Genomic DNA, 23,967 nt, shown 5'->3' with positions numbered 1-23,967 from the left:
ATCTGACGTGCCTATTTCGATTAGAAAATAGTGGCACATCGACGCCGATCTGTGAAGCGGGTCACGGAGTTTGCTGCCGTCGTGGCAGGTGTGCCGAAATTTCTGCGAACGGTTGTCCCGGTGAACGGGAACCGCCGTCCGCGACCGGGTGTCCGATCCGCACATAATCGCCGCTGACATCGATATGTGATGCACATCATGCGAGGAGCCCGGTGTGCCGACGAACACTCGGCGTGGCTCCTCCTCGCAGAAGGAGATCTCGGATCATGAAACTTGGCGGACTTGCTCGCCACCGGCGAACACTTGCCGGATTCAGCGCATTGGCCCTGATAGGGGCTTTGGGCGCGAGTGCATGTAGTAGCGACGACACCTCGAACAACAGCGCGATCGCCGGTGCCTCGACCACATCGCTGCCGGACAACCCGGCCTCCGGTACACCGGTGAAGATCGGGTTCGTCTCCACCGAGGGCGGCGCGGTCGTCTCGATTCCGGAAATGCGTCAGGGGGCCGAGGCCGCGGTCCAGTATGTGAACAAGAACGCCGGTGGGTTGGCCGGGCATCCGATCGACCTGGTCGTGTGCAAGCAGCAGGAGGAACCGACCTCGGCGACCAAGTGCGCCAACGAGTTGGTCGAACAGAAGGTGGCGGCCGTCCTGTCGCCGGGAACCTCGCAGGGTCCGGCCATCGTGCCGATCGTCGCGGGGGCGGGGATCCCCTACGTCACCCTCAACGGTGTGTCGCAGGTGGAGCTGGCCTCGCCGGAATCATCGTCGCTGTCGGCCGGGTTGCCCGGCACGATCACCGCGATGGCGCAGGCGGCCAAGAAACAGAACATGAAGACGTTCACCATCTTCGCCAGTGACGGCGGCGGTATCGGCGCCATGATCAACGCGATGGGCGCTCCGATCTTCCAGGGGGCCGGCGTCGACCTGAAGGTGGTGCCGATCGCCCTCGGCGTGCCGGACCCGACTCCGCTGGTCACCTCCGGACTGTCCGCCAAGCCGGACGGTGTCAGCGTCATCGCCGATGCCGGAACCTGCACCTCGGTGTACAAGGCGATCCAGACCGCCGATCCGAACGTGCAGAAGGTCTACATCCCGACGTGCCTCGATCCCTCGGTCACCAACATCATCGGGATGGACACGGTCAAGGGCAGCATCGGCATCACCGCCACCGACTACCTGTCCGATCGCCCGGATTCGGTGCTCTACCGCTCCGTGCTGCAGCAGTACGCGAAGGATCTGAACGTCACCGGCGCCGCGTCCTCCGGCTACCAGCTCGTCATGGCCCTCGTCGGGGCCACGAAGAATCTGCAGGGCCAGGCCGATGCGGCGGGCATCAAGCAGGCGTTGAAGACGGCCCAGAACGTCGAGATGCCGGCCGGCGGCGGGATCACGTTCACCTGCAACGGCACCGCCGTGCCGCAGATGCCGTCGATCTGCTCGCATCAGATGCTGATCGGCAAGATCAACGACAAAGGTGTCCCGGTGGACCTCGAAGTGACCGGATAGGTCAAGGGTAACAACGGGATTCGGCCAGAGAGATCGCCATGACAGACCATCTTTCCTACCTCGTGCTCGGCCTCGGAAACGGGGCTGTGTACGCGGCCATCGGACTCGCGCTCGTAATGACGTTCAAGAGTTCCGGTGTGGTGAACTTCGCGACCGGCACGGTCGCGCTGTACACCGCGTACACCTACGCCTTGCTCCGCAAGGGGGAGTTGCTGGTTCCGATACCGGGACTGCCCAAGTCCGTCCATCTCGGTGGGCCCCTGGGTGTCATCCCGGCCATGGCGATCTCTCTGGTCTTCGCCGCCGTCCTCGGCGTCCTCTGCTACGCGCTGGTGTTCCGGCCCATGCGGACCGCGTCGGTGGTGGCGAAGGCGGTGGCATCTATCGGGTTGATGATCGTGATCCAGGCGCTGATCGCGCAGCGGGTCGGCACCGGACTCGTTGCCGTCCAGCCGATTTTCGCCCTGGACACCTTCCGGATCGGGGACCGAACCGTGCCCACCGACCGGATCTGGCTCGCGGCCTCGATCATCGGCATCGCGATCGTCGCGACGGTCGTGTTCCGCTTCACCCGCTTCGGTGTCGCGACCGAGGCGGCCGCCGAATCGGAGAAGGGCGCCTACCTGACCGGATTGTCCCCGGACCGGATCGCGTTCAGCAACTGGGCGCTGTCCTCGGTGGTCGCGGGCCTCGGCGGCATCCTGATCGCGCCGCTGGTGGCGTTGAATCCTGTTGCCTATTCGATGTTCATCGTGCCGGCGCTGGCAGCCACCCTGGTGGGCAATTTCAGTTCGATCTGGCTGACCGTTGCCGCGGGCATCGTGATCGGTGCCCTGCAGGCCGAAGCCACCAATCTGCAGGTTCTCTACAGTTGGATGCCGAAATCCGGTACCGCCGAGGCGATCTCGCTGCTGTTGATCCTGGGATTCCTGGTCGTGAAGGGACGTCCGCTGCCCGATCGTGGCAGTGTGGTGCGCAAGGCACTCGGACGCGCCCCGCGACCCGATCACATAGCGATCCCCGCAATGCTGTCGCTGGTGGTCGCCGTGGTGGCGCTGACCGCGACGTCCGGCAGCTACCGGGCCGCCGTCGTCAGCAGCATCATCTTCGGCGTGCTCGCCCTGTCGCAGGTCGTGGTCACCGGATATGCCGGTCAGATCTCGCTGGCTCAGCTCACCCTCGCGGGTGTTTCGGCCTATGCGTTGAGCGTGCTGAACCAGCACCTGGGGATCCCGTTTCCGTTCGCGCCGATCCTGTCCGCCCTGTTCGCGACCCTCGTCGGCGTGGTGGTCGGCCTGCCGGCGCTCCGAGTGCGTGGCCTGCCGCTCACCGTGGTCACGCTGGCGCTCGCGGTCTTCGTCGAAGCGTTCTGGTTCCGCAATTCCGACCTCAACGGCGGTGTCGCCGGTGCGCCGATCGACAATCCCCGGCTGTTCGGCATCGACCTCGGAATCGGTGCGGGACATGCCTATCCGCGCATCGCGTTCGGTGTGTTGTGCCTGGCGGTACTGACGATGGCCGGACTCGGTGTCGCCTGGTTGCGCCGCAGCAGCCTCGGTACCGACATGCTCGCCGTGCGCGCCAACGAACGTTCGGCGGCGGCCGCGGGCATCGATGTGCCGCGCACCAAACTGATCACCTTCGCGATCGGCGCTTTCATCGCCGGGTTGTCGGGTGCTCTGCTCGGCTATCAACAGACTCTTGCCACGCCGGAGCCGTTCGCGGTGTTCGCCGGCATCGGACTGTTCGCCATCATGTACGTCGCCGGCGTCACCTCGATCACGGGCGCGATCCTGGCCGGTCTCATGGCTCCGGGCGGTGTGGTCTACCTGCTGGTCGACCGCTTCCTGCACATCGGTGACTACTACGCCGTACTGAGTGGAATTCTGCTCATCATCACGGTGATGACCAATCCCGACGGCATCGCCAGTCGCCTGCCGCGGGTTCGGTGGCCTGCGCCGCGCCGCGGCGATCGCACCTCGTCCGGCGGGGTGGAGGTGACCGATGCCGTGACGCCGCGCGACACCGACATTCCGCTGCTGTCGGTCGACGGCGTCAGTGTGTCCTACGGTGCGGTGGCCGCGGTATCGAATGTCACCTTCGAGGTGTTCCCGGGTGAGATCGTCGGCCTGATCGGGCCCAACGGCGCCGGCAAGACCACGCTGATCGATGCCGTCACCGGATTTGCCTCGGCGAGTGGTGCTATCACCCTGGACGGCACCGCCATCGCCGGTGCACCGCCTCATGCCCGCGCACGATCGGGACTGGGCCGCAGCTTCCAGGATGTGGAACTCTACGACGATCTCACCGTCGCGGAGAACGTCCGGGTCGGCGCCGCCCGATCACAGTCGAAACTTCCGGTTGCCCAGTTGGTTTCGCGCACACTGGCCGTCCTCGGACTCGGGGACATGGCCGATGCCGCGGCGGCCTCGCTGTCGCAGGGACAACGGCAACTGGTCTCGGTGGCCCGCGTGCTGGCCGCGGCCCCCGCGGTGGCGCTGCTCGATGAACCCGCCGCGGGACTCGACAACAACGAAAGCCGTTGGCTCGGTGAGAAGTTGCGTTCCGTGCGCGACAGCGGGACCGCGATTCTGCTGGTGGATCACGATATGGAGCTGGTACTCACCATCTGCGATCGGGTGATCGTGCTCGACCTGGGCACGGTGATCGCCAGTGGGCCACCGGAATCGATCCGGACGAATACCGAGGTGCTGCGCGCCTACCTCGGCGTCTCGTCCGACACCGTCGAAGTGGCTTCCGAAGCAGTGCCCGAATTGCAGTCCGGCGCTCTGACCACGCAGGAGGCATAGCCATGACAACAGTGCTGGAATGTCGCGACCTCAGTGCCGGCTACATCAAGCAGCGACCGTGCCTGCGCGGTGTGGACCTGGATCTGCACGCCGGGGAGATCACCTGCCTGCTGGGGCCGAACGGGGCGGGTAAGACCACGTTGCTCTCGACCTTGTCCGGACTGCTGCCTCGCGCCGGCGGTGAGATCCGGGTCGAGGGCGCCGACATCGTGAGCGGACGCCCACGAGCCGCGGTGCGTGCCGGAGTCGTGCTGGTGCCCGACGACCGGGCCTTGTTCCGGCAGTTGAGCACCCGGCAGAACCTGCGTCTGGCCGTGGCAGAGCGCGCCCGGCGCCGGACGGCGATCCCCGAAGTGCTGCAGTACTTCCCGGCCCTGGAGAAGCGGCTGTCGGTCGACGCCGGGCGCCTGTCCGGCGGCGAGCAACAGATGTTGGCCATCGGCCGGGCGATCCTGCAGCGCCCCAAGGTGCTGCTCATCGACGAACTCAGTATGGGACTGGCCCCGGTCATCGTCCGCGAAATCTTGGATGTGCTGCGTGCACTCGCCGACGACGGCATGAGCGTGCTACTGGTTGAGCAGCATGTGCACCTGGCGCTGGGAATCGCCGACCGAGCCGCGATCCTGGTGCACGGCACGGTCGCGGATTCCGATACCGCCGAAGCGCTGCGTGCCGATCCACGCCGAATCGAGCGGGCGTATCTCGGTGAGGCAGTCGAGGAGTCGGCCGCGACGGCGGTCTCCTGATCCGGAGCTCGCCATGCGCGGCCGGCACCGGTGCGGACCGGGCACATCGGTGTCGCCGCAGTGGCCGGCCGAAACACCTGTCGCGATGCGGATCGGTCGACCCCGACTGTTCCGCTCCACGGGACGGCATCCGTGTTCGCCGGTAGGTTCGAGGGAGGATTTCGGTACTACCGTTGTCACCTGGTGTGCGCCGGTGGCGTTGTGTCGAGGAGGGCCGGGTATGCGCGGGATCAACCACGTCGTCCTGTACGTGTCGGACCTACAGCGCAGCCTGGACTTCTACGAGGGTGTACTCGGGTTCCGCCGGCTTCCCGGCGCATTTCCCGGCGCTGCCTTTCTGCGCCACGCGGACTCGGCCAACGATCACGATCTCGGTCTGTTCCAGGCCCGTGAGCGCGCGACGCCGGTATCCGGCGCTGTCGGCCTCTATCACGTGGCGTGGGAGGTGGACACCCTGGCCGAACTCGCGGCACTGCACGAACGTCTCGCCGCGGCAAGGGCTTTGACCGGCACCGGCGACCACGGCTCCACCAAGGCCCTCTACGGGCGCGATCCCGACGGGATCGAATTCGAGGTGTGCTGGCTGGTGCCCGACGAATGTGTCGAGCAGGCCCTGGTGCCGGGTACTCCGCCGACCGCTCCGCTCGATCTCGCCGCCGAGATCGAGCGTTACGGCGCGTCCACTCCGGGCGGTCCCCGCACCGATCCGACCGTGTGGGAGCGCATCGCGGCACGGTACGCGGACGGGTTCTGACAGACCTCTCCCGCTGAATGGGAGGGCGTCGGCTGACGCCGATCGCGGAAACCTATCGTCCTGTCATGCCACGTGCTTGTGACCCAGTTCACCGCCGTGAACCGGGTGCACCGGGCCTCTCGGGCCACCGCCTTCGCACCCTGCGGTAGTCGTGGCTCACGTGTGCTGTGTAGCCGGGAACGCCACGGCTGCACCGACTTTCCGTCCCTATCACCGTTGCTGGAGGGCCTCACAATGACCAATCCCGTCGACACCGTCGACACCGTCGCCGCCGCCGTCGCGGCGGCGCAAGCCCCGACCTACGAGGCCCGCAGGATCTCGACCGGATACTCCTGGCCCGAGTGCCCGCGCTGGCACGAGGGCACCTTCTGGTTCTCGGACATGTACACCGGAACGTTGAAGACCCTCGACGCGGACGGCAACGCCACCGTCGTCGTCGACGCGAACGCACGGGCGGCGAAGACCGACGTGCCGATCGTGCTGGGCGGATTCGGCTGGCTGCCCAACGGGCGGCTGATCGTGGTGTCCATGCACGAGAAGCTGGTGCTGATCCACGGCGGGGGCGGGCCCGAGGACCTGTCGGTGTACGCCGACATCTCCGAGCACTGCTCGGCCGCGGCCAACGACATGGTGGTCGACGCCGACGGGCGCGCCTACATCACCCAGCTCGGCTTCGATCTGTTCAAGGGCGAGGATCCCGTTCCGTCACCTCTGATCGTGGTGGAACCGGACGGCACCGTCGGCACTCCCGAGAAGGTCGGTCCGTTGTTGTGCGCCAACGGGATTGCCGTCAGCGCCGACGGGACCCGGGTCTACACCGCCGAGGTGATGGCCTTCAAGATCACCGTGATGGATCGCGCCGCCGACGGCACCCTGTCGAATCCGCGAGAGTTCGCCACCTGCCCGTTCATGCCGGACGGGATCGGCCTCGATGCCGAGGGCGGGGTCTGGGCGGCCATGCCCGGCGGCGGATATGTCGCGCGTTTCACCGAAGAAGGCATCACCGACGCCGTCTCGCTGCCGCTGGAGAACGGCATCGCCTCGGCCTGCCTGCTCGGCGGTCCCGATCGCAGCACCCTGTACCTGACCGCCGGCTACGAGGTCTTCGACTTCGAGAAGTCCGCTCGGGAAGCGCTGGGTGGCATCTGGGTGGCGGACGTGCCGCAGCACGGCGGCGACACCCGTCCCTGATCCCGTCCGAAGCCCACCGAATTCACAGAGCTCGAGGAAAAGATAATGGCAACACTGGATTTCAGCGACCGCATCGTCGTCGTGACCGGCGCGGGCCGGGGCATCGGGCGCGCCCATGCGCTGCTGCTCGCCTCGCGCGGCGCCTCGGTCGTGGTCGGCGACCTCGGTGCGAGCATCGACGGTTCCGGCGTGGACGGTGACGATCCGGCCGCGCAGGTCGTCGACGAGATCACCGCCGCCGGCGGCACAGCGGTGGCGTGCGCTGCGGACGTGTCCACCGAGGACGGCGCCCGCGCCCTCGTCGACGCGGCGGTCTCCTCTTTCGGCGGTCTCACCGGCGTGGTGAACAATGCCGGCATCGTCCGCACCGCGCCGTTCGACGAGGTGCCCGACGCGGAATATCAACGCCACCTCGACGTCCACTACTTCGGCACGCTGCGTGTATGCCGGGCGGCGTGGCCGCATCTGCTGCGGGCCGAATCGCCGCGGATCGTCAACACCATTTCGCAAGCGATGCTGGGCAATCCGGGGATGTCGCACTACGGCGGCTCCAAGGGCGCGGTGTTCGGCCTGACCCGCAACCTCGCCCTCGAAGGGCTGGACAAGGGCATCAAAGTGAACGCCGTCGCTCCCGGGGCGGGTACCCGCATGGCCGAAGCCGCCGCCGACACCTTGTCGCCGGAAATCATGGAGTACATGCGCACCTCGCTGCTGCCCGAGCACATCGCACCGGTGGTGGCCTACCTTCTGCACCCCAGCTGCGATGTCACCGGTGAGGTGTTCAACGTGGCCGGCGGCATCGTGAACCGGCTGGCACTGGTCAACACCGTCGGCATCCATGACCCAGGCCTGACGGTCGAGAGCGTCGCGGAGCGGTTCGACCAGGTCATGGCGATCACCCCCGATGCCTTGCCGCAGGTCGTCGCGCCGGCGCAGATGCCGGTGTCCTGACCACCTTCGACAGCCCCGACTGGAGTTTGCTCATGAGTACGACAGAAACGGTCACCCCGACCGAATACCCCTTCGAGCCGGTGCCGCCGAAGGACGCCGTCGATCGTTACCGGGCTATCGCCGCGGAGCGGCCGATGACGAAGATGACGATGCCCTTCGGCGGCGACGTGTGGGTCATCCACCGCAACGCCGCCGCCCGCGAGATGCTCAGTGACAGGCGGTTCGTACGTGAACCGTTCCGCACCGGCGAACGGGTGGTGCCCTACTTCGTGGAATTCCCCGACTTCCTCAGGACGACACTGCAATTCGAGGACCCGCCGCATCACACCAAACTGCGCAAACTCGTCCAGCGCTCGATCTCGCCCAAGCGAGTGAAGGCGATGCGGGATTCGGCCGTCGAGTTCGCCAACCATCTCATCGACGAGATGGTCGCCAAGGGCGCGCCCACCAACCTGGTGCACGACTATGCCGTCGCCCTGCCGATCCAGATGCTGGCCAACCTGCTCGGGGTACCGGCGGAGGACCGTCCGAAATTCCAGAAATGGAGTTCGGCGACCCTCGCGGTGGCGAATATGCCCGAGGAAGAAGTCGTCGCCAACATGACCGAACTGGTCGTGTACATGATGGCGCTGATCGAGGAACGGCGGAAGAGCCCGCGCGAGGATCTGCTCAGCGATCTGGCCAATGCCCGCGACAAGGACGACAGCCTCACCGACGGCGAGATTCTGCCGATCGCGCTGGTGCTCATCATCGGCGGATTCGACAACACCGCGAATTTCATCTGCGCCGGTGTGCTGTCGCTGCTGCGCAACCCCGACCAGCTCGAGTTGTTCCTGCAGGATCCGGACGGCATGGCGCCGACCGCCGTCGAGGAGATTCTGCGCCACGGTCGAATGGCGTTGGGAGACAAGGTCGCCGGTGGTGGCGGTCTCGTGCCGTTCGTCGCCACCGAGGATGTGGAAATCGACGGTCAGCTGGTCGCTCGCGGTGAGGCCGTGATGGTCGACCCGGCGGCGGTGGCTCACGACGGTGTGGCCCTCGAACACGACGACGTCTTCGATATCCGGCGCAGCAACAACCCCCATCTGACGCTGAGCTACGGGCTGCACCACTGCCTGGGCGCGCCCCTGGCCCGGATGGAGATGCAGGTCGGGCTGGTCGAGCTGTTCAAGCGGCTGCCCGGGTTGACACTGCACGGTGATGCGGTCGTCGACAACGACAACCTCACCCAGCCGATCGTCGATCTGCCGGTCACCTGGTAGGAGCGTGCCGATGCCCAAAGTGTTCTACACCCAGCCCGACGGCCAGGTGCGTGTCGTCGACGGCGCCGTCGGTGATTCGGTGATGTCGACTGCGGTCCGCAACGGCGTGAACGGCATCGTCGGCCAATGCGGCGGAACCTTGTCGTGCGCGACCTGCCACGTGTATCTCGAGCCGGGCGAATGGGGGTACTTCGCCGATCCGTCCGAGGACGAGGACGAGATGCTGGACTGCACGGCCTCCGATCGCGAGGACAACTCGCGGCTGTCATGCCAGCTCACGTTGTCCGACGGTGTCGATCTGCACGTGATCATTCCCGACGAGCAGGTCTGACGATGACCGAATCGCAGGACGGGACCGATGTGCAGGCGCCGCCCCACAGTGTGGTGGTGGCCGGCGCCGCACACGCCGGGGTGCAGCTCGCCGATCGCCTTCGCGCCGGGGGCTACACCGGTGAGCTCACGTTGATCTCGGATGAGCCGCATCTGCCGTATCAGCGCCCGCCGCTGTCGAAGGCGTGGCTGAAGGGTGAGGCCACCGGTGACTCGGTGCTGTTGCGCGAACCGGACTATTACCGCGACCAGAAGATCGAACTGATCGTCGGTGCCCGGGTCACGCACCTGAGCCGCACCCCGGCCGGCGTCGAGGTGCGGCTCACGCACGACGGTGAGAATTCGATCCGGGAATTCGACCGGCTGGTGCTGGCCACCGGCGCGCGTCCGCGGCGTTTGCCGCTGCCCGGCGCGGATCATCCCGATGTGCTGGTGCTGCGCGACCTCGACGATGCCCGCCTGCTCGCCACACGGCTGTCGGCCGGGCCCGTCGTGGTCGTCGGCGGCGGCTTCGTCGGTCTCGAGGTCGCCGCCACGGCGCGGGCACTGGGAGCCGACGTGACCGTGATCGAGGCAGGGGAGCGGCTGCTCGCGCGGGCGGTGGGTGCCGACACCGCCGAGGCACTGCTCGCCGCTCACCGAATGATGGCGACCGACGTGGTACTGGGAGCGCTGCCGGTGTCGATCGAGCACCGCGACAACAGGATTCACGCGGTACGGCTCGCCGACGGCCGCGAAATCCCGGCGGCGACGGTCGTCGTGGGGATCGGGGCCGAGGCCCGGACCGAGCTGGCCGAGCAACTCGGACTCGACTGCGACGGCGGCATCCTCGTGGACCGGCACTGCCTGGCCTCGGACGGCTGGACTCTCGCCATCGGCGACTGCGCCACCCATGTATCCGAGTCCGGCGCTCGCTACCGGCTCGAATCGGTGGACAATGCGGTCGAGCAGGCCAATGCGGCTGCTGCGGTGCTGCTGGGCCAACCGTGCCCGCAGCGGCCCACCCCATGGTTCTGGTCGGATCAGGGCGATCAGAAGTTGCAGATCGCCGGCCTCATCGGTGGGCACACGTCGATGCTGGTTCGTACCGATCCGCAGCGTCCGCATCGGCGGGTAGCGCTGTACTTCACCGACGATGCGCTGACCGCCGCCGAATGCCTCAACTCCCCAGCGGATTTCGTTGCCTTGCGATCGGCGCTGAGCCGCGGGCATCGGCCGGGGCCGAATGATCTGGCGGACACAGCGGTTCCGCTCAAGAAGCTCCTGGCTCCGGCGCGGAGCTAGGTCTGTGTCGTCGCGATTGTACGGAAATCTGTTATGGCAAAGCTGATCTCGAGCCGCCCTCGGGTGGCGTCGCGGTTGCGTCACATCCGCATCGAAGCCGGTGCGTTGAGGCTCGACTACAAGGCGGGCGCTGAGCAGGCACGCGACGTGGCGTGCGCGCTGACGCAGCTGTCGCCTGATGTCATGGTCACCGTCGACGACGACGTGTGCCGCGATCTGCCGCCTTTGCCGTGTGCTGGATTGTGGTCCTGAGCGTCGTTGCACACGTGCCGGGAAGGCCATTGCGGGCCGGTAGCTCGGCCTCGGCCTCGTCGAATCATCCCATCGCCGAGTGGTCCTCGGCGATGGGAGATCTTTCGAACGTGGTCACACGGGAAGACCGAGTGGCTTCTCGTCGCTGACATCGCTCCGGTCGTCGGTGCTCACCAGCGGGCAACGCGTACCGGTGAAGATGCTGGCCGCGCACAGGTTGCAGTGGATGCACAGCGACTTCTTCGACGACTCCGCTCGGATGCGATTGATCAGATCCGGCTCACGCAGCAGTGCCCGCGCCATCGCCACGAACTCGAACCCGTCGATCATCGCGGTGTTCATGTCGGCGAGGTCGGTGATTCCGCCGAGCAGCACCAGCGGCATGTCCAGTTCGTTGCGGAACTGGCGTGCGTAGTCACGGAAGTAGAGGGGTTCGTACGGGTAGTGCTCGAACACGAAGCGGCCGAACATCTTCATGCCCAGTTTCACCAGACCGCTTTGGGTCTCGGCCATTTCGCGGATCGGTACATCGCCGCGGAACAGATACATCGGGTTGAGTAGCGAGGACCCGCCGGTCAGCTCCAACGCGTCGACATGGCCGTCGCTCTCCACCATCCGCGCGAAGAGCAGGGATTCGTCGAGCCACAGACCGCCGGGTACGCCGTCGGCCATGTTCATTTTCGCCAGCACCGCGATCCGTCCGTCCGCTGCCTCGCGGACCGCCTGCAGAATTCGGCGGGCGAACTCCGCGCGACGGTGGAGCGGGCCGCCCCAGGAATCCTTGCGGCGGTTGATCTTCGGGCTGAGGAACGAGCTGGCGAGATAGTTGTGGCCGAGGTGGACCTCCACCGCGTCGAATCCCACCTCGATCGCGTTCCGTGTCGCGCGGGCGTGATCGTCGATGATCCGCCGGATATCTGCTTCGGTTGCGGCGCGATCCAGGCTCATCGACAACGGATTCGGTCGCGTCGACGGGGCCAGCGAAGGCAGACCGGTGGAACGTGAGTTGGCGACCGGACCCGCGTGACCGATCTGCGCGGATATCGCGGCGCCGGTGGCATGCACCGCCTCGGTGAGTCGTCGCAATCCGGGAAGTGCCTCTGGGCGCCAGTAGATCTGATCGTGTTCGGTGCGGCCCTCGGGTGAGACCGCCAGGTAGGCGACGGTGGTCATGCCGGCCCCGCCCGCGCCCACCGCCACGTGGAAATCGATCAACGCGTCGGTGACCAGGGCGTCGGTGGTGACCCCCTCGAAGGTGGCGGACTTGATCACGCGGTTGCGCAACCGGATCGGGCCGAGGGTGGCAGGCGCCAGCGGATCCGGATGTGCGGGCGCGGGCATCGGGGTGACGGACATGGTGGAACTCCTTGTCAGGACTGGTTGGTGGCGGGAGTGCTGCGGTCGCCCCGGACATCCACGGGAGCGTGAATATCCATCCAGCGCAACATCTCGTCGACCACATCCGCGCAGTCGCCCTCTGCGCCGGCATCGGCCCATTCGACCAGCGCGGCGAAGGATGCGGCCTGGTAGGCGGTAGCGAGCGCGCGGCAGATCGCCAGTGGTGCATCCGGGAGGACACCGGATATGTATGTCGCCAGAGTGTCGATCCACGGCCGGTAGGCCAGCGGCGCGATGGCGGCCAGCTCAGGTTCGGCGGAGATCAGGCGCAACCACCGCGGCGCGATCCGGCTGATCCCCGGGTCGTGCGAGACCGATTCGACGACGGCCGCGCGAATGACAGCCGACGGGTCGGCGTTGTCCGTCGCGTTGTCGAGGGCATCGCGAAGCCTGCTCGTGGCGGGCTCGACACCGAGGTAGGCGATATCCGAACGAGACGAGAAGTGACGCAGCAGGGTTCGGGCGCTGATGCCGGTCGCATCGGCCAGATCGCTCCAGCTGGTCGTCGAGTATCCACGTTCGGACCACAGGTGAAGCGCGCATTCGGCGACGGCCCGAGTGTCCAGCACGGACGGACGCCCGCGCCCGCGCCGAGCTGCGGTGTTCGGGGGCATGGCCACAGTTCACCATTTTTGTCGTAGTGTGTCAATATTGCGCGGAGTCGCAGAAGTGGCAGTAGGCAGAGCGGAAAGCAGGCAAGCGATGGGTGTCTATGTCGTGACCGGATCGGCATCGGGAATGGGACGAGCGGTGGCGGACAAACTTCGTCGAGATGGCCACACCGTGGTCGGGGTCGACCTGCGCGACGCCGACGTGGTCGCTGATCTGTCCACCGCCGAGGGCCGGCGCGCGGCTGTCGATGGCGTTCTCGCCGCAGCGGACGGACACCTCGACGGTGCTGTCCTGGCAGCCGGGGTCGGCCCTGCTCCCGGTGCGGAACGCCCGCGCCTGATCTACGAGGTGAACTATCGCGGCGTGATCGAGTTGCTGCAGGGCTGGCGGCCGCTGTTGGCTGCGGCGACCGATGCCAAGGTAGTGGTCTTCGGCAGCAACGCGACCACGACCACGCCCGCGGTCCCCGGCCGCGCGATCCGCGCACTGCTGGCGGGGGATACCGACAAGGCCCTGCGCGTGGTGCGGATATTCGGCCGGAACGCGCCCTCGTTCGCCTACGCGGCGTCGAAGATCGCGGTGAGCCGCTGGGCCCGGCGCCAGGCCGTCACCGCCGCCTGGGCGGGCGAAGGGATCCGGCTCAATGTGCTGGCGCCGGGCGCCATCTTGACGCCGCTGCTGGAAAAACAACTCGCCACTCCACGGGAAGCCGCGGCCATCCGCCGGTTCCCGGTGCCGATCGGCGGTTTCGGCGACGCGGGCGACCTGGCGGATTGGGTGCTGTTCATGCTGTCCGATGCAGCGCGGTTCCTCTGCGGCAGCGTGGTTTTCGTCGATGGTGGCAGTGACGCGTATTTCCGGGCCGACGATTGGCCGCGTGCCGTGCCAGTACGGAAGATCGCCGGCTACCTCCGGCGTTTCCGCGGGTTTGACGCCCGCTGACGGAGTGGGAGGGGTGCGTCGGCGCATCTGCCGGTCACCGACTGGGCCCGGTTCTAGTGCCTCGTCCGAGAAGGCCCTCGGGCTGCTCGTCTTCATCGGAGTGTCGTGGAGGTCGCAGGCGGTATCGGACTGATGGTGCCACGGCTGAGTGCCCTGGCTGCCGCGGGTCTGTCGGTACTCACCGTGCTCGCCGCCGGGACGCAGGCGTTCATCGCCGACAAGCCCTCGATGGGGATCTTCCCACTGGTGCTTGCCGCGATGCATCGACGAGCACCTGTGCCTTCCAACAGAACATTGTGGCAGGCGAGATCCCGATCTCGGCAATCCACTCGGACTGGCTTTGCATGTCGCGGATCCTCGCGAGGACCCGCGCCGCCGGGGCATGCACGACCTTGGTGGCGCTGTCAGCGGGCATGGTCGCCGTCCCCGTAGTAGCCGAGCCGGAGCAGGGTGGTGATCTCGCTGATCAGCGGCATCCGCGGATTGGTGCGGTTGCTCAGGTCCTGGAAGGCGGTCATCGCCAGTTCCGGGAGCGCCGCGAGGAATTCGTCCTCTGGGACGCCGATTTGGCGGAGTGTGCGCGGCACCGCCAGCCGCTCGAGTAGGTCTCGCACCCCCTGGAACAGTCGGCGGCGGCTCTCCTCGGGTTCATGTCCGCCGAAGACGACCCGGCCGAGCTGGGCGTACTTCTCGGGCGCGACGTAGGCCGAGTAGCCGGGGGCGGGCATGAACTTGGTCGGCAGGCCGGCGTTGTAGCGCAGCGTGTGCGGCAGGAAGACGCCGTTCACGCGGCCGTGGGCGATGCCGAACCGTGCGCCGACGGCGTGCGCCAGAGCGTGGTTGGTGCCGACGAAGGCGTTCGAGAAGGCGAGTCCGGCCAAGGTGGCGGCGTTGGACATATCGGTTCGTGCGGCCAGATCGTGCGGGTCGTCGTAGGCGCGGGGAAGCGCCTCGAAGATCAGCCGTGCGGCCTGCACACAAAAGGCATCAGTATAGGGCGAGGCGAAGATCGAGGCCAGCGCTTCGAGCGCGTGGGTGAGCGCGTCGATGCCGGTGTCGACGGTCAGGGTGCGCGGCATCGAGATGGAGAGCAGCGGGTCCACTATCGCCATGTCGGGCACCAGGGAGTAGTCGACCAGGGTCTCCTTGTGATCGCCCACGGTCAGTACCGCCGCGGGCGAGACTTCCGAACCGGTGCCCGCGGTGGTCGGCACCGCCACCAGCCGCACCATGTGCGGGCTCTGGGGATAGTCGGCCATGCGCTTGCGGGGATCGAGGAACGGCAGCGTGAGGTCCGCGAGATTCGTCTCGGGGTGCTCGTAGAACAGGCGGATCGCCTTCGCGGCGTCGATCACCGATCCACCGCCCGCGGCGATGAGCACATCGGGCCCGAACGCCTCGAGCATCGCGACGCCGCGGCGGATGGCGGCCTCGCCCGGCTCCGGCTCGACCTCGCTGAATATCTTGACGTGCTGAGCGCGCAGCTTGCCGCGTAACTCCTCGACCACGCCGCGCTGTTCGCTCAGCGCGTCAGTGACGATCACGACGCTGTCGCACTCGACGTCGCGCAGGTTCTCCAGCGCGCCCGCGTTGAAGAACGTGTTGGACGGAACCCGGAACCACTGCGGTGGGCTGCGCCGGTAGGACACCGTCTTGATGTTCAACAGCTGTTCGTAGTTGACGTTCTCGGTGGTGCCCGAGCCGCCCCAGGTGCCACAGCCGAGGGAGAACGTCGGGGTGAGGTTGTTGTAGATCCCGCCGAGTGCTCCCACCGCCGTAGGCGCGTTGACCAGGATGCGCCCGGTGCGCACGGCCAGGCTGTAGGCGTCGACGACCGCCTGGTCGTGCGCATAGATGGCCGAGGTGTGTCCCAGGCCACCGCGTTCGGTGACCAGGACGGCGGCGTCGATGCCGTGCTGGACGTCGCGGGCGCGCACCAGCCCGAGCACGGGCATCAGCTTCTCGCGCACCAGCGGATGCTCGGCGAGCCGGTCGAGATCTGCGGGCAGCGGAGCGAGCAGCACCTTGATCGACGGGTCCACGGTGAATCCCGCGCGGGCGGCCAGGTCGGGCGCCGCACGGCCTACTGCCTCGAGATTGGCCTTCTCGCCGCACCCGAAGGCAAAATCGGCGAGCGACTCGGCCTGCTCGGCGGTGATCAGGTATGCGCCCATCCGTTCGAATTCGGCGACGGTCTCGTCGTAGATCGCGTCGTCGATGATGCAGGTCTGCTCGGCCGGGCAGATCACCGACGCGTCGAAGGTCTTGGAGATGAGGATGTCGACGACGGCGGCCTTGATGTCGGCCGTTCGATGCAGGTAGATGGGCGCGTTGCCGGGCCCGACGCTGAGCGTGGGCTTTCCGGCCGCGTTGGCCAGAGCGACGATCTTCTGGCCGCCGGTCACCCAGATGAAGTCGACCCCGGGGTGTCCGAACAGATAATGGGTCACCTCATGGGCGGCGTCGGGGACGACCTGCAACGCGCCCGCGGGCATGCCCGCCGCCTCGGCTGCAGCGCGCAGGATCTCGACGGTGCGCTCGCATGATTGGACAGCGAACGGCGAGGGCCGGAATAGCACCGCGTTGCGCGTCTTCGCCGCCACGATCGCCTTGTACAGCACGGTGGAGGTCGGATTGGTAACCGGGGTGATGGCCAGTACCACGCCGATCGGTTCTGCGACCCGCGTGATGCTGCGCTCGACGTCCTCGTCGATAACTCCCACGGACTTCTTGTCACGCAGGTAGTCGTAGAGGAACTCGGTGGCGATGTAGTTCTTCACGACCTTGTCCTCGAAGACGCCGAAGCCGGTTTCCTCGATAGCGACCCGCGCCAGTTCGGCGGCCGACCGGATCCCGGCGCGCACCATCGCCGCCACGATCGCGTCGACCTGCTGCTGGTCGAGTTTGCGGAATGCCTTCGCCGCGACGGACGCCGCGTCGACCATCGCGTCCACCTCGTGGTACCGGGAGATGCCGGTGTCGCCCGGCGCGATGGCGTCGGCGGTGGCGGTCTCACCGCTGCGATGCACGGCTTGGGAGGCTGGGCTGCTCCGGGTATCGGTCATGAGATCTCCTCGCGTGGAGATGCCGGTGTCCTCGGTATCCGAGGCGCATGTTCGCGACGGTACTCCCGCTCGGCGGCGTTGACTGCGGTCTTTGTGCCCTGCTATCGGCAATGCCGCGCCGCGACGGCACTCACCCGGCTGCCGCTGGGCCGAGGCCATCACCACGATCGCTCGTCGCATCCCGGCCGGTCGTTTGCTCGTCTTCGTGATCTTCTGCAACCGCCGCGGACGATCGGAGCCCCCGAGAGTCTGAGATGCCCTCATCTTGGCGAGCGGCCGCCCCGCGTCGGCGATATTGCGGACGCAGGGCACCACTTCGTCACGGGCGGCTGCCCGTAACCGTTGCCGGTCCACAGGACCATCTCGACGAGACCGAGCCAATTGCCGTCCGCGAGGCGGGCCCGCGCATGCTGCGTGAACGGGGTGCGGCTGTCGCCCCGGCGGAACCTTAGCCACGGCGGCAATGTCGAATAGCGTGTGACTACACATCAACCTCACCCCGACGTCGCCGAGCGTTGGACGCAGGCGCATGCGGATCATGTTGGCGCGTATGTACGGCCGTCCGCAATCGTGGTGATGGCTTCGGCGCAGCGGCAACCGGTTCCGATGATCGCGAAGCTCATGCGAGGGCCGACATCAGCCCGCTGTCGGATTCGGCTGCGTCCGGCCGACAGTTGGCCCACTGGGCAAGCGGTCTTCTGAGCGGAATTCGTTGTCGAGGATCAGCGTTCGTCGCGGAACCGCGCCGCGACCAGCGCCCCTACCTCGGCGATCGCCGCACGCCCTCGCGCGACCGATGGCGCCTGCATGGCGAATCCGTGGCCCACTCCCGGGTAACGCAGCTGCACAGTCGGCACGCCTGCCTCCCGGAGCCGGTCGCCGTAGGCTTCGACGCCGTCGCGGATCGGGTCCGCGTAGCCTACGGCGATGATCGCGGGTGGCAGATCGGCGAGCGAATTCGCTAGTGCCGGAACGCCATAGGCGTCGTCGGTCGAGGGATCGGGGCCGAGGTAGAGACTTTTCATCCAGTCGATGTCCTCGGCGGTGAGGAAGGGGGACGAGCCGAACTCGCGCATCGAGGGGCGGTCGGTGCGGCGCTCGACGCCGGGGTAGAACAGCACCTGCTGCGCGATCGCGGGGCCGTTGTCGTCGCGGCTGCGCAATGTCGTGGCGGCGGCGAGTCCGCCGCCGGCGCTGTCTCCGCCGACGCCGATCCTGGTCGCGTCGACGCCCCAGTTCGATGCGGTGTCGACGGCCCAGCACAGCGCCGCGTAAGCCTCGTCGTTGGCGACGGGGTAGCGGTACTCCGGGGCGAGGCGGTAGTCGACGTTGAACAACACCGCTCCGGTCGCGTCGGCGATATCGCGGGCGAGGCGGTCGAAGGACCGCAACGTGCCCATGATCATGCCGCCGCCGTGGAACCACACCAGGGCGGGCGCATCGGATTCCGGTGCGGTCAGCGGATGGTAGACCCGCACCGGGACGGCGCCGTGCGGGCCGTCGAAGGTGGTGTCGCGAACGGTGCGCATGTCGGGGCCGGGGGGACGCACGATGGATTCGAGGGACCGGCGTGCGGCTTCGACTCCGGCGGCGTGCATGGGGCCGGTCTTGTTCGCGCGGACTCGCTCGAGAATCACTTCGACGTCGGGATCCCAGGCGAACTGGTAGGGCTTGTACCCGCTTGATGCGGTCACGGTTCACTCCTCGAGAGGTACGGGAGGCGCGTCGGTTCGCGTGGCGCGCAGCATCATCCCGGTGCTGGTCTCTCCGCCGCGGCGGTGCTCGTTCATCAGCTCGACGAGCCGTTCGTTGTCGTGGCGGGTCAACGCTTCGATCATCTGGTCGTGTTCGGCCACCACGCGGGCGCGCGCGGCCGGGTCGTACAGGTAGGCGGCGTGGTAGGGCATCGCGAGAGTCCACAGCCGGCGGATCTCTGCGACGATGAGATTCAGTGGGGATCGCTCGAAGATCACGAAGTGGAAGGCGTGATTGTGCATCCGCATCGCGAGTACATCACCCCGTTCGGCTGCTTCGACCACCTGTTGTGCGGTGTGGGTGGCTTCCGCGAGGGCGTCGGCGGGAAACGCGGGCAGCGACAGCAGCACCTCACGTTCCAAGGCCGCGCGCATCAGATAGATCTGGTCGAAATCCGACTGTTGCAGCCGCGCGACCGTATAGCCCACATTGGGTTCGTGTGCCACCAGGCCCTCAGCGGTCAGATGGCGCAGTGCTTCGCGGATCGGCAACCGGCTGACACCGAGGCGTTCGGCCATCAGGACTTGGCGGATCGGCTGGCCGGGAAGCAACTCCCCGGTCACGATCAGGCGTTCCAGTTCCGCGACCACCCGCCCGGCGGCGCGGCCGACGTCGCGGCTCGTCGGTGCGGGACTTTCAGTCGGTCTGCTCACGGGTCCCCGAAGATACCAGCCGAGCGCCAGGCGCCGATTCGATCGGCGGGGTAACCCATCGCGGTCAGCACCGATGCCGTGTCGGCGCCACGGGCGACCGCAGGGCGGGGGCGGCGGTGCGGCGATCGGCTGAGCGAGATCGGTACACCGACGCCGCGATAGTCCGGCGCTTCGATGAACAGCTCGCGGTGCCTGGCCTGCGCCGACTGCAGAGCCTCGTCGACGGTGTTCACCGAGCTCGCCGCGACACCTGCCTCCTCCAGCCGGGCGGCGAGTTCGGCTCGGGGCCAGGCCGCGATCAGTTCGCCGAGCAGTGCTACGAGTTCCTCCCGATGTGCGTGCCGCTGCGCGTTGGATGCGAAGCGTGGTTCGTCGGCGAGCTCCGGTACACCGAGTGTCTTTGTCAGCGAACGGAATTGGCGGTCGTTGGCGGCGCTGACGAAGAAGTCGCCGTCGGCGGCCCGGAACACCTGATAGGGGACCACGGTCGGATGGAAATCGCCGGTTCGCTGGGGGACGCGTCCGCTGGCGATCCAGTTGGCCGCGTGCGGATGCAGGAGGGAGATGACCGCGTCCAGCAACGCCATATCGACCAGTTGCCCGTGCCCGCTGCGGTCGCGCTCGAGCAGCGACAGCAGGATGCCGTTCACGGCGAGATTGGCGGTGACGATATCGACGATCGGCACGCCGACACGCAGGGGGTTGCCGTCGGGATAGCCGTTGATACTCATCAGGCCGCCGAAGGATTGCAGGACCGCGTCGTAGCCGGGAAGCCCGCCCATCGGGCCGTCGACGCCGAATCCGGTGATGCGGCAGTAGATCAGTCGCGGATACAGCCGACTGAGCACGGTGTCGAAATCGAATCCCCAGCGAGCCATCGTGCCGGCCTTGAAGTTCTCGATGATCACGTCGGCGCCGGCGATGAGGTGACCGAGGATCTCGCGTCCTTCGGTGGTGCGCAGATCCAGGCAGATGTTGTCTTTGCTGTGGTTGAGGCTGCCGTAGTAGGCACTCGTACCGGAATCCACGAACGGTGGCCCCCAGCCGCGGGTTTCGTCGCCCGCCGGCGCCTCCACCTTGATGACCTCGGCGCCCTGGTCGGCCAGCATCTGCGCCGTATACGGGCCGGCCAGGACGCGGCTCAGGTCCAGGACGCGCAGTCCGGTGAGCACGCCGTTGCCGGTGGCGGTGTCGGCGCCGCGCCATGCCGCCCGGCCGTCGATGCGCAACTCGTCACCGGCCTCGGCCGGTGCGGGTGGGGTGATGCTCATCGGGAATTCCCTTCTGCGACAGTGGGTTCGCCGGCCGACTCGGCGCCGACGACGACATCCCACAGGTCCGTGCCCTCGTCGAGGATCTGCCCGGCGAGGACGTCGGCCCAGTAATCTTCGGACCCGTAACGGTCCCGCCAGGCCCACAGCGCCGTGGTGAATCGTCCCAGGCTGTGTTCGGTGGTGAATCCGATCGCCCCGTGGATCTGGTGCCCCGCGGCTGCGACTTCGCGGGCCGATGCCGAGGTCACCGCCTTCGCGGCGGCAATCGAGGCCCGGCGTAGGTGCGGGTTGGCCACGGCTGCCTCGGTCGCGGCAGTGGCTGCCGTCTGCATCAGTGCGGCGCGGGCGGCGAGCCCGGCGAGGCGTTGCTGAATGGCTTGGAATTTCGCGAGTGGACGTCCGAACTGGGTGCGTTCGCCGGCGTAGCGCAGCGTTGCGTCGCGCACCGAACCGGCTGCGGCGGCCAGGGCGACCGTATAGGACAGCGCGCCGCGCTGCTCGAGTTCCGTTGCGCCGACCGGTGATTCGGTATAGAGATCGACGGGTGTCGCGTCGAACCGGTAGTCGTCGAGTGCGGCGCCGAGCAGATCGGTGCCGGGCTGCACCTGCACGCCCGGGGCATCGGTGGCGACGATCGCGATCGACGGGAGCGCGGCCGGGGTCGGCGGCTCGAGCAGGACGACCAAACGGGCGGCGTCACGACCGTGCACGACATCGGTGACGATGCCGTCGAGGACGGTGGTGCCGTCCACTTCGCGTGTGCTGCAACGATCGTCGGCGATCACCACGGTGCTCGGCTCGGCTGCCGCCGTACCGGTGCAGTGCGCGAGCAGCGGACTCGCCAGCAGGCTGTGCTCGATCAGGAGGGTGATCGCGCCGCGCTCCGCTGCGGCGTACGCTACCGACAAGGCATCGGCGGATGTGCCGCCGCTTCCGCCCTGGGTCTCGGGAATGCCGATCTCGGTGAAGCCCGCTTCGGCCAGTGCGTCCCAGACAGCGCGGTCGGATGCGATGGCGGGCGTGGTCGTATCGATGCCGATGCGGTCGATCATGTCCGCGACCGCCGCGACCAGTTCGGTATTCGGATAGGTCATCGCAATCCCATTCCGCGCGCGACGATTCCGCGCAAGATCTCGTTGGTGCCGCCGCGCAGCGTGAATGCCGGGGTATGCAGCACACCGGCAGCGAGCAACCGTGCGAACCCGTCGCCGCCGCTGCGGCGCGGTTCGATATCCGTGCACGCGCGAATGGCCTCCACCACATCACCTTCGAAACTCGAGCCGAGATCTTTGACGATCGCGGCGAGCACATCGGGTTTGCGTCCGGCAGCGAGTTCGGTGGTCACGGCCAGCGACATGCGCCGCAGGGCCCAGGCCTGCGCGGTGAGCGATCCGAGGGTGGTGCGTTGCTGCGGTGTAGCTCCCGAGCGGCGCAGTTCCTCGGCCCAGGCGCGCAGCAGCGGCATGGTCGACAGATAGCGCTCGGGCCCGGAACGCTCGTAGGCCAGTTCGCTCATCACCTGCGCCCATCCCGAGCCGCGTTGTCCCAGCAACGTGTCCGCGCCGACGTGCACGTCGTGGAAGACGACCTCGTTGAAGTGCCGGCCTCCGTCGATGCTCTGCAGTGGCCGTACCTCGATGCCGGGCGTGGACAGTTCCACCAGGAACTGCGACAGTCCGCTGTGGCGGTCGCCCGGACCGCCGTCGGTGCGGGCCAGCAGGACCATGGCATGGGCGACGTGTGCGCCGGTGGTCCATACCTTCGTGCCCGAGATCGTCCACGAGCCGTCGGGGCGCTGCACCGCCTTCGTGCGGACGGCGGCCAGATCCGAACCGGCGTCGGGTTCGCTCATACCGATCGCGAAGAACAGCTCGCCGGCGGCGATTCCGGGCAGATATCGCTGCTTCTGCTCCTCGGTCCCGTTGGCGAGGATGCCCGGCGCCATCTGCCGGTCGGCGATCCAATGCGCCGCGACGGGCGCGCCGTGGGCCAGCAGTTCCTCGGTGACGACGAAACGCTCGAGCAATGAACGGCCATGTCCCCCATAGTGTTCGGGCATCGTCATGCCGAGCCAGCCGCGACGACCGAGTTCGGCGCTGAAGGCGGGATCGAATCCGCTCATCCAGTTGTCGGGCGCCGGGGTGAACACGCCGGTGTCGAGTTGTTCGCGCAGAAACGCGCGCACCTCGGCGCGCAACTGCGCCACCTCGGCGGGACCGGCCTGTGACCGGCTGCCGGTAGCGGCGGTCATCGGCCCGGTCCCCGCGATGACCAGGACGCTTCGCCCTTGCGCGACATGGACCACATCTGCACGCCCCGTTCGATTTCCAGCGCCGAGGCCCAGCTCACCGCGGGGGGCCCGAGTTCCAGGCGGGCGCTGGCCATGATGCGGCGGGTGAGTTCGGGATCCGCGGCCGCCGGCCCGGTGAGTTCGGCGATCCGGCCGTCGAGATCGGCTTCCTCCGCCACCAGGTGGGCGAGCCCGCGCTCGACCGCTTCGGTCCCCGTGAGCGAGTGTCCGCACGCCGCCAGTGCAATGGTGCCCGACCATCCGACCGCGCGGCCGAGCAAGGCGAGATGTCCACCGCCGGGGTGGATTCCGCGAGCCAGGAAACCGCTGTCGAGGCGGGCCTGTGGAGTGACGGCCATGAGATCGGTGGCGAGAGCGAGATTCAAGCCCGCGCCGACGGCGCCGCCGGCCACCCGCGAGATGGTGGGAACCGGCAGCGAGCCCACCCGGACGAAGGATCCGTAGACCGCGGAGGTGCGGCGCACCGCGTCCGGGGAGGCGGGATCGGCCGATGACGCCGCCAGATCTCGGGTATCGGCACCGCTACAGAAATACGCGCCGGCCGCGCGCACCACGACCGCACCGATGTCGGTGTCGGTCTCCACGCGCGCGCAGAAGTCGTCGATGAGGGCGGCCATCTCCAGGCTGATCGCATTCTTGCGCCGCGGATTGTTCAGGGTCACAGTGGCGACCCCGTCGGTGAACTCGGTGCGGACCGGCGGTTCGGACGGGGTGCCGACGGGAGTGTCGGACGTCATGCGGCACACGCTAGCAGATTGGATCCAAAATAAAATCCAATAATGATTGACAATCTGCACCAGGCTCGGCGAGTGTGCAAGGGCAGGTCGCCATCCCTGCGATGTGATGGCGCAATCAAGGGAAAGGTG

21 protein-coding genes are annotated in these 23,967 nt (G+C 67.5%); 12 read left to right on the top strand and 9 right to left on the bottom strand.

Going from position 1 to position 23,967, the window contains the following annotated elements; genetic code table 11:
- The first annotated feature begins 266 nt into the window (after positions 1-266).
- From NN2_RS12375 to NN2_RS12330, 10 genes are all read left to right on the top strand, one after another.
- Entirely contained in the window at positions 267-1,511 is a 1,245-nt protein-coding gene (locus NN2_RS12375; protein WP_063013232.1) for an ABC transporter substrate-binding protein, read from the top strand.
- A gap of 38 nt (positions 1,512-1,549) precedes the next feature.
- Positions 1,550-4,321, top strand: coding sequence for an ABC transporter permease subunit (locus NN2_RS12370; RefSeq protein ID WP_063013230.1), 2,772 nt, complete (start codon positions 1,550-1,552; stop codon positions 4,319-4,321).
- A 2-nt stretch (positions 4,322-4,323) separates the two neighbouring features.
- Positions 4,324-5,067, top strand: coding sequence for an ABC transporter ATP-binding protein (locus tag NN2_RS12365; protein ID WP_063013228.1), 744 nt, complete (start codon positions 4,324-4,326; stop codon positions 5,065-5,067).
- A 220-nt stretch (positions 5,068-5,287) separates the two neighbouring features.
- Positions 5,288-5,821, top strand: a complete 534-nt coding sequence (locus NN2_RS12360; protein ID WP_063013226.1) for a VOC family protein — start codon at positions 5,288-5,290, stop codon at positions 5,819-5,821.
- 234 nt (positions 5,822-6,055) lie between these two features.
- The gene (locus NN2_RS12355) at positions 6,056-7,012 is read left to right on the top strand and encodes an SMP-30/gluconolactonase/LRE family protein (protein WP_063013224.1); all 957 of its coding nucleotides are present in this window, start codon (positions 6,056-6,058) and stop codon (positions 7,010-7,012) included.
- A 45-nt stretch (positions 7,013-7,057) separates the two neighbouring features.
- Positions 7,058-7,963 (top strand): SDR family NAD(P)-dependent oxidoreductase, encoded by a 906-nt coding sequence (locus tag NN2_RS12350; RefSeq protein WP_174554965.1) that lies wholly within the window; start codon positions 7,058-7,060, stop codon positions 7,961-7,963.
- Between the two features lie 32 nt (positions 7,964-7,995).
- Positions 7,996-9,225 (top strand): cytochrome P450, encoded by a 1,230-nt coding sequence (locus NN2_RS12345; RefSeq protein WP_063013220.1) that lies wholly within the window; start codon positions 7,996-7,998, stop codon positions 9,223-9,225.
- Between the two features lie 10 nt (positions 9,226-9,235).
- Positions 9,236-9,556 carry a 2Fe-2S iron-sulfur cluster-binding protein gene (locus NN2_RS12340; RefSeq protein ID WP_063013218.1) on the top strand — a complete coding sequence of 107 codons (321 nt, stop codon included), beginning with the start codon at positions 9,236-9,238 and terminating at the stop codon, positions 9,554-9,556.
- A 2-nt stretch (positions 9,557-9,558) separates the two neighbouring features.
- On the top strand, positions 9,559-10,839 hold the full coding sequence (locus NN2_RS12335; protein WP_063013216.1) for an NAD(P)/FAD-dependent oxidoreductase: 1,281 nt from the start codon (positions 9,559-9,561) through the stop codon (positions 10,837-10,839).
- 33 nt (positions 10,840-10,872) lie between these two features.
- A complete protein-coding gene (locus NN2_RS12330) occupies positions 10,873-11,091 on the top strand; it encodes a hypothetical protein (RefSeq protein ID WP_063013214.1) in 219 nt (72 codons plus the stop codon).
- 114 nt (positions 11,092-11,205) lie between these two features.
- Here the strand turns inward: NN2_RS12330 and NN2_RS12325 are convergent, their stop codons facing one another.
- Both NN2_RS12325 and NN2_RS12320 read right to left on the bottom strand, forming a co-directional pair.
- Complete coding sequence (locus NN2_RS12325; protein ID WP_245658668.1) at positions 11,206-12,447, bottom strand: NADH:flavin oxidoreductase; 1,242 nt, start codon at positions 12,445-12,447, stop codon at positions 11,206-11,208.
- Between the two features lie 14 nt (positions 12,448-12,461).
- The gene (locus tag NN2_RS12320) at positions 12,462-13,058 is read right to left on the bottom strand and encodes a TetR/AcrR family transcriptional regulator (protein WP_227463140.1); all 597 of its coding nucleotides are present in this window, start codon (positions 13,056-13,058) and stop codon (positions 12,462-12,464) included.
- Between the two features lie 133 nt (positions 13,059-13,191).
- On the opposite strand from NN2_RS12320, the gene NN2_RS12315 reads away from it, so the two are divergent.
- Entirely contained in the window at positions 13,192-14,043 is an 852-nt protein-coding gene (locus NN2_RS12315; protein WP_063013208.1) for an SDR family oxidoreductase, read from the top strand.
- 132 nt (positions 14,044-14,175) lie between these two features.
- Positions 14,176-14,475, top strand: coding sequence for a hypothetical protein (locus NN2_RS39190; protein WP_228795478.1), 300 nt, complete (start codon positions 14,176-14,178; stop codon positions 14,473-14,475).
- Here NN2_RS39190 and adhE read toward each other — a convergent pair.
- The 7 genes from adhE to NN2_RS12280 form a co-directional block, all read right to left on the bottom strand.
- On the bottom strand, positions 14,448-17,108 hold the full coding sequence (gene adhE, locus NN2_RS12310) for a bifunctional acetaldehyde-CoA/alcohol dehydrogenase (RefSeq protein WP_063013206.1): 2,661 nt from the start codon (positions 17,106-17,108) through the stop codon (positions 14,448-14,450). The two genes, NN2_RS39190 and adhE, sit on opposite strands and share 28 nt — an antisense overlap.
- A 722-nt stretch (positions 17,109-17,830) precedes the next feature.
- Complete coding sequence (locus NN2_RS12305; protein ID WP_063013205.1) at positions 17,831-18,802, bottom strand: alpha/beta hydrolase; 972 nt, start codon at positions 18,800-18,802, stop codon at positions 17,831-17,833.
- Between the two features lie 3 nt (positions 18,803-18,805).
- The gene (locus tag NN2_RS12300; RefSeq protein ID WP_063013203.1) at positions 18,806-19,516 is read right to left on the bottom strand and encodes a GntR family transcriptional regulator; all 711 of its coding nucleotides are present in this window, start codon (positions 19,514-19,516) and stop codon (positions 18,806-18,808) included.
- Positions 19,513-20,787, bottom strand: a complete 1,275-nt coding sequence (locus tag NN2_RS12295; RefSeq protein WP_063013200.1) for a CaiB/BaiF CoA transferase family protein — start codon at positions 20,785-20,787, stop codon at positions 19,513-19,515. The genes NN2_RS12300 and NN2_RS12295 overlap by 4 nt, the downstream gene beginning before the upstream one ends.
- Positions 20,784-21,884 carry an acyl-CoA dehydrogenase family protein gene (locus NN2_RS12290; protein WP_063013198.1) on the bottom strand — a complete coding sequence of 367 codons (1,101 nt, stop codon included), beginning with the start codon at positions 21,882-21,884 and terminating at the stop codon, positions 20,784-20,786. The genes NN2_RS12295 and NN2_RS12290 overlap by 4 nt, the downstream gene beginning before the upstream one ends.
- Positions 21,881-23,041 (bottom strand): acyl-CoA dehydrogenase family protein, encoded by a 1,161-nt coding sequence (locus tag NN2_RS12285; RefSeq protein WP_063013267.1) that lies wholly within the window; start codon positions 23,039-23,041, stop codon positions 21,881-21,883. The genes NN2_RS12290 and NN2_RS12285 overlap by 4 nt, the downstream gene beginning before the upstream one ends.
- Complete coding sequence (locus tag NN2_RS12280) at positions 23,038-23,838, bottom strand: enoyl-CoA hydratase-related protein (protein WP_063013196.1); 801 nt, start codon at positions 23,836-23,838, stop codon at positions 23,038-23,040. The genes NN2_RS12285 and NN2_RS12280 overlap by 4 nt, the downstream gene beginning before the upstream one ends.
- Positions 23,839-23,967: the final 129 nt, after the last annotated feature.

It is taken from the genome of Nocardia nova NBRC 15556 (assembly GCF_001613005.1).
GTDB lineage: Bacteria > Actinomycetota > Actinomycetes > Mycobacteriales > Mycobacteriaceae > Nocardia > Nocardia nova.
This window is presented reverse-complemented; position numbering and strand designations above follow the sequence as displayed.